The sequence below is a fragment of the Streptomyces sp. TLI_053 genome (assembly GCF_900105395.1).
In the GTDB taxonomy this organism is placed as follows: domain Bacteria; phylum Actinomycetota; class Actinomycetes; order Streptomycetales; family Streptomycetaceae; genus Kitasatospora.
The window spans coordinates 6337450-6350424 of record NZ_LT629775.1 but is presented as its reverse complement, the minus strand read 5'-3'; the positions used below and the strand labels follow the sequence as shown (position 1 = coordinate 6350424).

Annotated in this window: 11 protein-coding genes; 2 read left to right on the top strand and 9 right to left on the bottom strand. The window is 75.5% G+C overall.

The features are described 5' to 3' along the window. Window positions 1–11: 11 nt before the first annotated feature. The 5 genes from BLU95_RS26260 to BLU95_RS26240 form a co-directional block, all read right to left on the bottom strand. Complete coding sequence (locus BLU95_RS26260; protein ID WP_093862143.1) at window positions 12–1319, bottom strand: RNA polymerase sigma factor; 1308 nt, start codon at window positions 1317–1319, stop codon at window positions 12–14. 206 nt (window positions 1320–1525) lie between these two features. Next, a complete protein-coding gene (dnaG, locus tag BLU95_RS26255) occupies window positions 1526–3430 on the bottom strand; it encodes a DNA primase (RefSeq protein ID WP_093862142.1) in 1905 nt (634 codons plus the stop codon). A gap of 56 nt (window positions 3431–3486) precedes the next feature. After that, window positions 3487–4803, bottom strand: a complete 1317-nt coding sequence (locus tag BLU95_RS26250; protein WP_093862141.1) for a deoxyguanosinetriphosphate triphosphohydrolase — start codon at window positions 4801–4803, stop codon at window positions 3487–3489. A 200-nt stretch (window positions 4804–5003) separates the two neighbouring features. Further along, window positions 5004–6032: an SGNH/GDSL hydrolase family protein gene (locus BLU95_RS26245; RefSeq protein WP_107452602.1), complete on the bottom strand. Its 1029-nt coding sequence runs from the start codon at window positions 6030–6032 to the stop codon at window positions 5004–5006. A gap of 212 nt (window positions 6033–6244) precedes the next feature. Next, window positions 6245–7189 carry a PAC2 family protein gene (locus tag BLU95_RS26240; protein ID WP_093862140.1) on the bottom strand — a complete coding sequence of 315 codons (945 nt, stop codon included), beginning with the start codon at window positions 7187–7189 and terminating at the stop codon, window positions 6245–6247. Window positions 7190–7891: 702 nt separating this feature from the next. Between BLU95_RS26240 and BLU95_RS26235 the strand changes: the two genes are divergently transcribed. Continuing rightward, on the top strand, window positions 7892–8620 hold the full coding sequence (locus tag BLU95_RS26235; protein ID WP_093862139.1) for a GNAT family N-acetyltransferase: 729 nt from the start codon (window positions 7892–7894) through the stop codon (window positions 8618–8620). A 3-nt stretch (window positions 8621–8623) separates the two neighbouring features. Here the strand turns inward: BLU95_RS26235 and BLU95_RS45615 are convergent, their stop codons facing one another. After that, window positions 8624–10009 (bottom strand): ADP-ribosylglycohydrolase family protein, encoded by a 1386-nt coding sequence (locus tag BLU95_RS45615; RefSeq protein ID WP_093865136.1) that lies wholly within the window; start codon window positions 10007–10009, stop codon window positions 8624–8626. Window positions 10010–10122: 113 nt separating this feature from the next. On the opposite strand from BLU95_RS45615, the gene BLU95_RS26225 reads away from it, so the two are divergent. After that, on the top strand, window positions 10123–11217 hold the full coding sequence (locus BLU95_RS26225; protein ID WP_093862138.1) for a hypothetical protein: 1095 nt from the start codon (window positions 10123–10125) through the stop codon (window positions 11215–11217). Between the two features lie 59 nt (window positions 11218–11276). Here BLU95_RS26225 and BLU95_RS26220 read toward each other — a convergent pair whose 3' ends face one another. The 3 genes from BLU95_RS26220 to BLU95_RS44365 form a co-directional block, all read right to left on the bottom strand. Further along, the gene (locus BLU95_RS26220; protein ID WP_093862137.1) at window positions 11277–11597 is read right to left on the bottom strand and encodes a transcriptional regulator; all 321 of its coding nucleotides are present in this window, start codon (window positions 11595–11597) and stop codon (window positions 11277–11279) included. Then, a complete protein-coding gene (locus tag BLU95_RS26215) occupies window positions 11597–12067 on the bottom strand; it encodes a hypothetical protein (protein ID WP_093862136.1) in 471 nt (156 codons plus the stop codon). Before BLU95_RS26215 ends, BLU95_RS26220 begins: the two co-directional genes overlap by 1 nt. Before the next feature lie 108 nt (window positions 12068–12175). After that, window positions 12176–12778, bottom strand: coding sequence for a ribonuclease domain-containing protein (locus BLU95_RS44365; protein WP_107452601.1), 603 nt, complete (start codon window positions 12776–12778; stop codon window positions 12176–12178). Window positions 12779–12975: the final 197 nt, after the last annotated feature.

Here is a 12975-nt window from a genome sequence, read left to right as displayed (position 1 = left end):
GCGGCCGACCGCTATTCGAGGTACCCGCGGAGCTGCGCGGCGAAGGCGTGGTCGCGGAGCTTGACCAGGGTCTTCGACTCGATCTGGCGGATCCGCTCCCGGGTCACCCCGAACAGCACGCCGATCTCCTCCAGCGTGCGGGCCCGCCCGTCGTCCAGGCCGTAGCGGAGCTGGACCACCTGCCGCTCGCGCTCGCCGAGGGTGGCCAGCACCGCCTCCAGGTGCTGGCGCAGCAGCAGGAAGGCGGCGGATTCGGCGGGTGAGGCCGCGTCGGCGTCCTCGATGAGGTCGCCGAGCGCGACGTCGTCCTCCTCGCCGACCGGGGTGTGCAGGGAGATGGGCTCCTGGGCGAGGCGGAGCAGCTCCCGGACCCGTTCCTCGGTGAGCTCCAGGGCGGCCGCGATGTCGGCCGGGCCGGGCTCGGTCCCGCGCTCCTGGAGCAGCGAACGCTGCACCCGCACCACCCGGTTGATCAGTTCGACGACGTGCACCGGCACCCGGATCGTCCTGGCCTGGTCGGCCAGGGCGCGGCTCATCGCCTGACGGATCCACCAGGTCGCGTAGGTGGAGAACTTGTAGCCCCGGGTGTAGTCGAACTTCTCGACCGCCCGGATCAGCCCGAGGTTCCCCTCCTGGACCAGGTCGAGCAGGGTGAGGCCGCGGCCGATGTAGCGCTTGGCGACGGAGACCACCAGCCGCAGGTTGGCCTCGATCAGCCGGCGCTTGGCGAGCCGGCCGATCAGCACCAGGGTGCCGAGTTCGGCGGCCAGCCGGTCGGTGGGCGGCGGATCGCGGTGCAGTCGCTCCTCGGCGAACAGGCCGGCCTCGATCCGGCGGGCGAGGTCGACCTCCTCGGCCGCGGTGAGAAGCCGGATCCGGCCGATCTCGCGGAGGTACTGGCGGAGCAGGTCGGCGGCGGGCCCGCTCGGGTCGGCCACCGGGCGCGCCCGGCCGGTCGTCCCCTCGGGGTGGTCCTCGGGCCCGTCCCGGCCGGCTCCCTCGGCGTCGTCGGAAGCCCCGGCGTCGTCGGCGGCCTCGGCGTCACCGTCCTCGGGTTCCTCGGTGTCCTCGGGTTCCTCGGTGTCCCCGGGTTCCTCGGTGTCCCCGGGTTCCTCGGTGTCCCCGGGGCCGCCCGCCCCCTCGGCCCGGGGGTGCCCCGGCGGGTGGCCCTGGGCGGGCACGCGCGCGCCGTCCGCGGGCGGCGCCCCCGCCCGGCCGTGGTCCTCCGGCGGGTCGGCGGTGCCGTCGTACGGCGGAGGCGGGGCGAGCGGATCGGTGGTCGGCTGGGCGGTCGCGGCGGGGCCTCGGTCCACGGGCATCCCCTCTGGGCGGGCGCGACTCTGGCGGACCCGCGCTGTACGGAGGCAGGACGCCCTCCAGTGTGCGGCACGCCACGCTCCGTGGCCGAGACTCGTGCGCGGACTTTCTGAACGGGGGCGGGGGCGCGAACGGGCCCGGGGGGAGCGGGTCTTCGCCAGGTGGGCCCGGTCCGGGGACCGGACGCCCCCCCGGGTCCGGACGAGCCCTAGAGGGCCGCGGAACCGCCGCTGCGCAGGGACTGCCCGTACTGCTGGAGCTGCCACAGCTCGGTCTGCACCGCGTGCAGGTCCTCCGCGGCCGCGCGGTTGCCGAGGCGCTGGAGGTGGGCGCGGACCTCGTCGACCCGCCGGTCCACGGCCAGCAGCCGCAGCTTGACCAGGAACTCCCCCGCGTAGATTGCGTCGACCTTGCGGCGCGAGCGCACCGGCTCCACGGTCAGCTCGGTGACCAGCGAGCGCACCCGGTCGTCCGGGCAGATCTCGCGCACCACACTGGTGAAGTCGGCCAGGGTGGCCCCGTAGGCGGCGCCGCCGGCCTGGCCGATGGCCCGCCGCACGGCGGTGTAGGGCGGGGTGGGGAACTCGTCCTCGGCGTAGTTGTCGAAGGCCGGCGAGACCAGGTCCGGGTGCTGGAGGGCCAGTTTGAGCAGTTCGCGCTCGACGAACTGGGCCGGGTCGCGCGGGTTGAGCACGAAGGCGGGCCGGGCCGGGCGGACCGGCTGCGGCGGCTCGGGGCGGCGCTGGCCGTTGGCCCGGGGGTTCTGCTGGCGCTCGCGGTCCCAGCGGGCCAGCTGGGCCACCCGGCGGACCACGAACGGCTCGTCGAGGATGCCCAGCATGCCGGCCAGCCGGACGGCGTACTCGTGCTGGATGGAGCGGTCCTTGATCCTGGCGACGATCGGTGCCGCCTCCTCCAACGCCGCCGACCGGCCCTCGGGGGTGTCCACCCGGTGCTTGGCGACGGCCGAGCCCAGCGCGAACTCGAAGAGCGGGACGGGGTTGTCGATCAGTTCGCGGACCGCGTCGTCGCCCTTGGCGAGGCGCAGCTCGCACGGGTCCATGCCGCCGGGGCTGACCGCGATGGAGGTCTTGGCCGCGAACTTCTGGTCGTCCTCGAAGGCCCGCAGCGCGGCCTTCTGGCCGGCCGCGTCGCCGTCGAAGGTGAAGACGGTCTCGCCCCGGTACTGCGAGGTGTCCATCAGCAGCCGACGGATGATCTTGATGTGGTCCTCGGCGAAGGCGGTGCCGCAGGTCGCCACGGCGGAGGTGACCCCGGCCAGGTGGCAGGCCATCACATCGGTGTAGCCCTCGACCACCACCGCGCGGCCGGACTTGGCGATCTCCTTCTTCGCCAGGTCGATGCCGTAGAGCACGTGCGACTTCTTGTAGATCGGCGTCTCGGGGGTGTTGAGGTACTTCGGGCCGTTGTCGTCCTCGCGCAGCCGCCGGGCGCCGAAGCCGATCACCTCGCCCGCGATGTCCCGGATCGGCCAGACCAGCCGCCCCCGGAAGCGGTCGATCAGCCCGCCGCGCTGGCCCTGCGAGGCCAGGCCGCCGAGCAGGATCTCCTTGTCCGTGAAGCCCTTGCCGCGCAGGTACCGCACCAGGTGCTCCCAGCCGACCGGGGCGTAGCCGACGCCGAAGGTCCGCGCGGACTCCTCGTCGAAGCCGCGCTCGGCCAGGAAGCGGCGGCCGATCTCGGCCTCGGGCGAGGCCAGCTGCTCCTGGTACCAGGCGGCGGCCACCTTGTGCGCCTCGACCAGCCGGGTGCGCTCGCCCTGCTGGTGCCGGGGGCTGTAGCCGCCCTCCTCGTACCGCAGGGTGATGCCGGCCTGGGCCGCCATCCGCTCGACGGCCTCGGCGAAGGTGAAGTGCTCGATCTTCATCAGGAAGGCGATGGTGTCGCCGTTCTCCTGGCAGCCGAAGCAGTGGAAGACGCCCTTGGCCGGATTGACGTAGAAGGAGGCGGACTTCTCGTCGTGGAAGGGGCAGACGCCCTTGTACTCGCCGCCGCCACCGTTGGTCAGCTGTACGTAGTCGCCGACCACGGCGTCGATCGGCAGCGCGCTCCGCACCGCCTGTACGTCTTCGTCCCTGATCCGCCCGGCCACCCCGGAAGTCTACTGGGGCGGCCGGGTCGTCCGGCGGGTCCGCCCGGCACCGCCCGTCAGGACCCGGCCGGGCCGGTCAGCCGGGCGTGCAGGGCCAGCGCCGAGGCGTCGGTGAGGGTCGCGATCTGGTCGATCACGGTGCGCAGGGCCGCGCGGTCGTCCTCCGCCTCCTCGTACATCGCGGCGAACACCGGGTCCAGCACCTCGGGCGCACGCCGGGTGAGGACCTCGGCCAGCTCGGCGATGACGATCCGCTGCCTGGCCCGCAGCTGGGCCTGCTCGTCGCGCTGCATGACGTACCGGACCGCGACCGCCTTGAGCACCGCGCACTCCAGCCGGACCTCGCGCGGCACCACCAGCTCGGCCCCGTACCTGGTCAGCGGGCCGGGGCCGTAGCGGGCCCGGGTGGCCTGCTCGGCGGCCAGGCAGAACCGGCCGATCAGCTGGCTGGTGAGGTCCTTCAGCCCGGCCCGGGCGCGGGCGGTGCCGTCGTAGGACTCGGGCCACCAGTCCTTGTCGAGCAGCCGGTCCAGGGCCTCCGCCAGCTCCTCCGGCTCGGCGTCCCGGGCGTAGCGCTCGGCGACCTTGAACAGCTCGGACCGCTCGCTCGGGGCACGCAGCGCGACCGGGTCGATGTGGCCGGCCTGCAGGCCGTCCTCGACGTCGTGGGTCGAGTAGGCGACGTCGTCGGACCAGTCCATGACGGTGGCCTCGAAGCACTTGACCCCGGCCGGGGCACCGGCCCGCAACCAGCGGAAGACCGGCAGGTCGTCGGCGTAGACGCCGTACTTGGGCGAGGCCGGGTCGGCGGGGTGGGCGCCGTGCGGCCACGGGTACTTGGTGGCGGCGTCCAGGGCGGCGCGGCTCAGGTTGAGGCCGACGCTGCGGCCCGGCCAGGGGGCCAGCCGGGCCGGCGACCCGTCCTGCGGGGCGAAGCGCTTGGGCTCCAGGCGGGTCAGGATCCGGAGCGACTGGGCGTTGCCCTCGAATCCGCCGCAGGTCTCGGCGGCCTGGTCGAGCGCTTCCTCGCCGGTGTGGCCGAACGGCGGGTGGCCGATGTCGTGGGCCAGGCACGCCGTCTCGACGAGGTCCGGGTCGCAGCCGAGCGCCGCGCCCAACTCCCGGCCGACCTGGGCGCATTCCAGCGAGTGGGTCAGCCGGGTGCGGGGGAAGTCGCTGCGCATCGGGGCGACCACCTGGGTGGTGCCGGCCAGCCGGCGCAGCGCGGCGGAGTGGAGCACCCGGGCGCGGTCGCGCTGGAACGCCGTCCGGCCGGGGCGTTTGTCCGGTTCGGGCACCCAGCGGGCCTCGGCGGCGCGGTCGTACGGGGTCGGGGTCGTGGCGGCGGTGAGGCGGTGCGCGGTGTCGTCCATATGCCCCTCACCGTACGCCGCGGCTGTGACACCGGAAGTGTGCCGCGCGCGACCGCGCGCGGGCCGGGGCGTGAACCCTTGGGCGCCCGCCGTTCGGCCCGTTCGCCGGGCCCTGCGGCGGCCGACGGGGGCGGGCCGGACCGGGGCGGCCGACGGGGGCGGGCCGGGCGGACCGCCCCCGGGTGGGTGGCGGGCCCCGGTCAGCCCCGCAGGGCCTTGAGGACGGCCGCGGCCGCGCCCTCCTGGCCCTTGGCGTTGGGGTGGATCGCCGCCAGGCCGTGGGTGGGGAACGGCGGCTCCACCCATCGGGCGGCCTCGCCCGCGCACATGTCGTGGCCGGACGAGGGCCCGGTGAGGTCCACGAAGACCGCTCCGGCCGCCTCCGCCCGGCGCTTGAGCATCGCGTTGAGCTGCTGCTCCTTCTCCACCAGGAAGCCGAGGTCCCCGCCCGCGACGGTCGCCCCCAGCACCGGGACGCAGCTCGCCGGGTCGGCGGGCAGCAGCGCCGGGTAGCCGACCACGTAGACCCTGGCCTTCGGGGACCGCCGCTTGACCTCCTCGAGGGTCTCGCCGAGCCGCTCGCCGGCGCTGTCCACCTTGCGCTGCACCTGGTCCCCGCCGTCCGCGGCCGCGTAGGAGTCCCGGCACGGCGCCGCCGCGCGGTCCGAGCCGACCAGCCCCTTGAGCGCGTCCACCAGGTTCTCCTTGGCGCACTGGCCGACGACCTCCATGAACCCGGCGTCGTTGCCGCCGATCCCGAGGGTCACCAGCCGGGTGGCCGGGGTGAGCGCGTCCAGCTGCGGCGGGTTGACGCCGCCGTCGGTGCTCTGGGCGCCGGTGAGGTCGCCGGTCCGGGCGCCGCTGCAGCTCACGTCGCGGAACCGCTCGCCCGCCAGGCCGAGCGCCCGGGCCACCAGCGAGGGGTAGTTGACCGCCGAACGGGAGCAGCCCCTGGGTTCGCCCACCTGGGGGCTGATCTTCAGACCCGCCGTGTAGGAGTCGCCGAGCGCCACGTACGGCCCGGTGGGCGTCGGGGTCGGCGTCGGGGTCGGGGTCGGTGACGCCGCGGCCCCGGTGGCGGCGGCGCGCGGCGGAGCCGAGCCGCCCGCGGCGGCCGCCGCGACGGTCTCCGAACCGGACGAACCGGAACATCCGGCGACCAGCACGGCGGCGAGGCCCGCGCTCAACACGCCGCCGAGCGTGCCGATCGGGCGTACGGACAGTGACACGGGAACCCCCCGGTAGGAGCCGCTGGCATTCTCCCTACGACGGCCCGTCCCCCGGGCACCGCAGTCACCAACGGACGGGCGGGCGGGATCGCTCCCGTCCGGAGCCGGAAATTTCGGCGGTGCGGGACGCCCCGACAGCCCGACAGCGGGCGGCCCCGGGTGACGGCGTCCGTCACCCGGGGCCGCGTCGTCGCACGGAGCCGCCCGGCCGGTTACTCCGGCCCGCGCTCGTGCTCGGCCAGGAACTGCTCGAAGCGGCGGCCCAGCTCGTCCGCGGACGGCAGGTCCACCGGCTCGGCCAGCAGGCTCTCCCGCCCCTGCGAACCGGCCACCGCGTCGTACTGGCCCTCCATCCCCCGGATCGCCGAGCGGAGGTCGCCGTCGCCCTGCGCCAGCTGCTCCTCGATGTCGGCGTACACCTCGTCCACCCGCTCGCGCAGCAGCGTGCCGGGCAGCACCAGCCCGGTCGCCGACTGGACGGCCTCCAGGATCAGCACCGCGGCCGCCGGGTACGCCGAGCGCGCCACGTAGTGCGGCACGTGGGCGGCGAAGCCCAGCACGTCGTGCCCGGCCTCGGCCAGCCGGTACTCCAGCAGCGCCTGGGCACTGCCCGGGACCTGCGCCTGCTCGAACCACTGCGGGTAGCCGGCCGCGAGGTCCAGCCGGTTGCCGTGCGGGGTCAGACCGACCGGGCGGGTGTGCGGCACGCCCATCGGGATGCCGTGGAAGTCGAGGGCCAGCCGGACGTCGAAGCGCTCGACCAGCTGCCGGACGGCGGCGGCGAAACGCTCCCACTCGACGTCCGGCTCCGGCCCGGTGAGCAGCAGGAACGGGGAACCGGCCGCGTCGTGGAGCAGCTGGAGCAGGATCTCCGGCGGCTCGTAGGACGACCAGTGCTCGCGGTCGAAGACCATCGCGGGGCGGCGGGCCCGGTAGTCCACCAGGCGGTCGTGGTCGAAGCGGGCGACGACCTGGGGCTCGCCCGTCTCCAGCAGGTGGTCGACCACCTGGGCGCCCGCCTCGCCGGCGTCCATGAAGCCCTCGAAGTGGTGGAGCAGCACCAGGCCGGCACCGGTGTCCGCCAGCGCGGCCCTCGCCGCGGCCACCGCGGCCACACCCTGCTGGTCCAGCTCGTACAGCGCCTGGGGATCACGCACCGCTCACCCACACCCCGTTTCTTTCCTCGTCGCGGTTCACCGCGCACGCCCCCGCGCGGCCGCCCGCGCTGGGACTCCTGCCCGGCTCTCCTCGTCCAGCGTGCGGAGTGCCGCCGGAATTCCCGCCGGGCCGGGCCCGTTTCCCGGCGCCGCCCGTCGCGCGCCCCCGCGAGGCCGACCGGACCATGATCGCACCCGCCCCGGAAGTCCCTGGTCAGGAGGGTGCGAACGGTCGTCGCGACAGGCCCCGGACCAGCCCCGACGGCCATTCGTGTGCCGCGAAGTGACGCATTGCCTTCTGGCGGGTATCGTCCTCTCGCTGCCTCGCATCGTCGCGTCGTCGTCACGTCGTCCGTAACGCCGTCGATCACGACCCGGACCGGTGCTCGGCCAGTCACCCACGACGCATCTTGCCTTCACCTGGCCGCCTGCTTCCCTTCGCGCTCTCGTTTCCTCTTCGGCCATCTCGCGGACGCACACTGTCCCCTCGCTCATCCCGCCGGACCGGTCCGTCGACCCGTGTCCGTTCCGGCACCGCGCTGCCCGACTCCGGGCCGTCGCTCCCCGCCCCGCTCGACCGGCCTCCGGCGTGCGCGGGCCTCGGTGGGCACACTCCGGAGCGGGGCGAACCGTCCACTGCTGACCCTCGCCGCACCCCGGCACGGGCCAGCGCCCTCCGACCGCCGAAGGACCGAAGGTTCCGTGCCCGTACCTGTCATCCTCACCGGCCGCACCGTGCGGCTGGAGCCCCTCGCCGCGCACCATGCCGAGGCCATCGCCCAGGCCGGCGCCGAGGACCGTACGACTTACGCCTTCACCCCCGTCCCGCACGGCCTGGAAGCTGCCCGGGAGTACATCGCGCGCGCCCTGGCGGACCAGGCCTCCGGCCGGTCGCTGCCGTTCGCGACGGTGAACCAGGCCGACGGCCGAGTGGTGGGTTCCACCCGGTTCCTGGAACTCGACTACTGGCAGGGCCCGCTCGTCTGGCCGCCGGTCCCCGGCGTGCCGTTCGGCGACCCGGCCACGGCCGTCCCGGACGCCGCCGAGATCGGCAACACCTGGCTGTCCCCGCGGGCCCAGGGCACCGGCATCAACACCGAGGCGAAGCTGCTGATGCTGCGGCACGCCTTCGAGGTGTGGGGCGTGCAGCGGATCTCGCTGCGCGCCGACGCCCGCAACATGCGGTCGCGGGCCGCGATCGAGCGGCTGGGCGCGACCGCCGAGGGCGTCCGCCGGGCGCACTCGCGCGGGCTGGACGGGGTGGTCAGGTCCACCGCCTTCTACTCGATCCTGGACAGCGAGTGGCCCGCCGTGCGGGACATCGTCGAGCTGCGGATCGCCGCCGCGACCTCGCCGAGCGCCCCGGACCCGGCGATCAACCAGGAGTGCCTTAGACACGGCGGCGGTGCGGGGCATCTGATCACGGCCTGAGGCTCACGGCCCGAGGTCTCCGCCCGGGCTTCGCCCTGGGGATCCGGTGGTCCGGGCGCTCCGGTGGTTCGGTGCCGGAGGGTTCGTTGCCCGAGTGTCCGGACCCCGCGCGGGGTCCGGACACTCGGGCCGGGGTCGTTCCGCGACCGGCGCGCCGGTGACGGCGGCCCGCAGCAGACGGTCCAGCAGACCGGTGCCCCGGCCCTCGTCCGGTCCGGGCGCCCGGTCGGGGCAGGCCTCGACCACGGCCGACACCGGGCGCAGGCCGGCCCGGTCCCGCACCAGTGCCAGCTCCCACTGCGGGTGGCCGTCCGGACCGCAGAGCCGGAGCGTGCCCTCGCGGGTGTGCACCGCCAGGCGGCGGCCCCCGAGCAGCGGCCCGGGCCCGGTGCGCAGCCGCTGCCACTGCTCGTCCGTCCACAGCACGTCCGGCACCGGGCACGGCCGCGGCACCAGCATCTCCGCGCGGCCCCGGCCGGCGGACACGCTGCCCGGGTCGGCGAAGGCCCAGGCCGGCAACGGCTCCCGGGCGGCCAGCCAGGCGGCGGGGATGCCGGCCGTGCCGGTGTGCGCGGCGACCACGCCACCGGTGATCGCGGCCACGGTGTCCGCGTCCCCGCCGGCGGCCACCGCCGTCCACACCGCCGCCGGGTAGTCGGCGAGGTGCCGGGCCGCGCACCACAGCGCGTAGGGCACGGTGTCGGCGGCGCTGGTCCGGCTGCCGTTGCCGAGCACCCGCGCGACCACCGTGAGGTCCGGCTCGGCGAGCAGGGCGACCGCCTCGGCCAGACCGTCGTGGACGGCCCCGCGCGGGGTCAGCCGGCGGACCTGCGTCAGGAAGGCGTCCGGCGCCGTCCGGGTGCCGCGGGCCCGCACCGCGCAGGCGGCGGCCACCGCGACGGCGACCGCGCCGTCCACCGCCTGCGGGTGGGTGTGGGTGATCAGCGCCGTCTCGACGGCCGGGCGCACCGCCTCCGCCGGGTCGGCCGCGTACGCCGCCCCGAGCGGGGCGACCCGCATCGCGGCACCGTTGCCGTACGACCTCTGGCCGTCGAACAGCGCCGAGGCCAGCTCCCGGGCGTCACCGCCCTCCCGGACCAGCCGCAGCAGCCGGTTGGCGGCCGGACCGTAGCCCCGGTCGAAGTCGTGCCGGCGGGCGAAAGCACGGGTGAGGTCGAACACGTCGATCGCGCCGCGCTCGGTGTGCGCGGCGTGCACCGAGCACGCCATCTCGGTGTCGTCCGTCCACGGCCAGGGGCCGGGCGGGGTGGTGCGGGCGGCGAGGTGGGCCCGCACGGTGGCGGGGACGAAGAACTGCGCGCCGAGGGCGTCGCCGACGGAGAGGCCCTCGAGCGCGTCGAGCGCGGGGCCGGGGTGAGGAATCGTCATCTTGGTCACCAAGCCCACCGTCCGACCGGTCCGGCGTCAAGCCGGTTTGACCGAGCATTCCCCGGGCGGGCGATGTTTCGCATACCTCCGATCCGGGCGGGAAACACCCCGGCATGACCCTCGCCGCCCCTCCCACCATTCCGGTCGCTGCCCCGCCCGGCGCTCCGCCCGCCGCCGTTCCGCGTCCGTCCGGCGCCGCTCGGGCACGGGCCGCCCCCGGGCCGGTCGTCGACCCGCTGCGGCTGCTCGGCGGCGACCAGCAGCACATCGTCACCCGCGCCCAACTGCGCGCGCTCGGAGTGCCGTCCGGAACGATCGCGCACCGGCTTCGGCCCGACGGCCCGTGGCAGCGGGTGCTGCCACGGGTGATCTGCCTGCAGACCGGCCGACTGACCGCGCATCAGCGACTGCGGGCCGCGCTCGCCTACGCCGGCCCCAAGGGCCGGCCCGCGCCGCAGGCCGGGCAAGTACTGCTCACCGGGGCGGCGGTACTCGCCGACGCGGGCCTCCCCTCCGCCGGGCACCCGGCCGACCTCGCCGAAGTGGACGTCCTGATTCCCGGTCGGCGACGGGTCGCCGACCGGGGGTTCGTCCGGATCCACCGCGCGAGCGGGGCGATGCCGGCCGGTTTCGAACGCGACGACGGGCTCTGGAGCACCTCGGTCGCCCGGGCGCTGGCCGACCTCGCGCCCCGGGAGAGCGGACGGCGCCGGTTCCGCGCCCTCTGCGCCGAGGCCGTCCAGCGGCGGCACTGCGAACTCGGCGAACTGCTGGACCAGTTGCTCGCCCGGCCGGACGCCCGCGACCTGGCCGGACTGGCCCGGGTGGTGGAGGAGCTGACGGCCGGAGTGCGGTCGGTGGTCGAGGGCGAGGCCCGGGACGCGGTGCGCGCTGCCGGGCTCCCCGAACCGCTCTGGAACCCGGTGCTCCTCCTGGACGGGCGTTTCCTCGCCGTGCCGGACGCGTACTGGCCGCAGTCCTGCGTCGCCCTGGAGATCGACTCCCGGGCCTGGCACCTGCGCCCGGCCGACCACGAGCGGAGCCTGACCCGGGCCAATCGGCTGACCGCCGCCGGCCTCCCGGTCGTCCGCACCACCCCCGTCCAGCTGCGCCGCGACCCGGGGCCGGTGCTGCACGAGCTGGCCGTGCTGCTCTCGGCCGGTCCGCACGGGCCGCACGGCCGGGTCAGCTGGCGGCGGGCCCGGTGAGGGGGTGGTGGCCGGGCGGCTCGGCAGCCGTGCGGCTCTGCGGCGTGCGCCCCGGGAGCTCACGGTTGCCGGTTCTCCGCCTCCCGTCCGGCCGTCTCGGCCGCCGCCACCAGTTGCTGCAGGACGCCCAGGTGCTCGGCGAGCGCCCGGCGGCCGGCCCGGGTGGCGGCCAGCCAGGTGCGCGGGCGCTTGCCGACGTAGCCCTTCTTCACCGACAGGTAGCCGGCCTCCTCCAGCGCACCGGCCGCCTTGCTGAGCACCGAGTCGGAGACCTGGCAGTAGTCCCTGACGGCGGAGAACTCGGCCTCGATGCAGCCGCCGAGGAACGCCACCACGGTGAGCCGGGTGGGGTGCTGGAGCAGCGGGTCGAGCCCGGCCATCAGACCTCCTCCGCCTCGCGGCGGATCCGGGCGTTCACACGCGCCGTCGTCAGCCAGAACAGCACCCCCGCCGTGACACCGGCGCTGCCGAACGTCCCCCGGGGATCGGCGCCCAGCAGTCGGACGACGGCGGCCACCACGAGGGCTCCGGCGAAGACCAGCACCACCCAGCGCGTCATCGGTCCGCCCAAGCCGGGCGTCCAGCCCCTCGCCACACCGCCCCGACGGGTCACCACGGCTCCCAGGGCACCACTGACCGCCGCGAAGACCGCGCCCAGCACACCGCCCAGCCAGCTCAGGTCGGCCCACAGCGCGTAGCCGATCCCGAGGCCGTAGAGCGAGAAGCCGACCGCGAAGGTGGCGCCGTACCAGGCCGGCACCGGCTGCGGCGCCCGGGCGGCGGCGCGTGCCCGGGCCGCGAGGCCCAGCGCCTCGGTCGCGGACAGCTCGACGGGCACGGAATCGGTCATGAAGTCCCCCGGTGGTGATCGCGGTGATCGTTGATCTTCGTTCCACTATGGCACGTACTTTCCGTCATGGAAAGTACTTTCAGCTCGGGGTCGGCGGCTCCCCGGTCGTCAGCAGCGGGAGTCGATCTCCTGGAAGGTGGCGTAGTGGTCAGCGGTCCAGTACTGCTCGCCGGAGCCACCGGTGACCACCCGGCGGGCGCCCCGGTCGCCGGAGCCGGGAGTGACGACGGTGAACTCGTGGTAGTAGCCCGAGGTCTTGCGCGGGAGGCGGCTCTCCCGGTTCTCGAAGACGATGCCGTCCGAGCGGTAGGGGTAGGGGCCGCCCTTGGCGATCAGTCCGAGGGTGTCGCGGGCCTGGTCCGGGAGCCCGGTGCGGCAGACGTCGGCCAGCGCCGGGTCGGTCGGAACCCATCCGGTGCCGGCGGCCGTCGCCGGCGGGGTGGCCGGGGCCGAGGACCGGGGTGCGCTGGGCTTCGGCGCCACCGGAGCGCTCGAGGCCGCGGCCGGGCCGGTGCCGGTGGGGTCGGTGCCGATGGGGCCCGTGGCGGTGGGGCCGGTGCCGATGGGGCCCGTGGCGGTGGGGCCCGTGGCGGTCGCGGCGGCTCGGGGCGCACTGCTGCCGGTGTCGTCCGAGAGCAGGTAGCCGACCGCGGCGGCGAGCACGCAGATCAGCACGGCGAGGGCGGTCCACAGGCGGTTTCTGCTGGTCATGGGCCCAGCTTGGCAGTCGGCGGGCCGGGTCCCGGCCAGCCACACGCGTGGCCGGTACCACAACGGGGGCGGGGCCCTTCGGGGTGACGGCCCACCGGAGGCCGGGTCCGGGCGAGGCGGGCGGGCCGGAGAAGCACGCGGCCGGGGCGGGTACGGACGCCATTGTCCGCTCCCGCCCCGGCCGCTTCACGTACGCC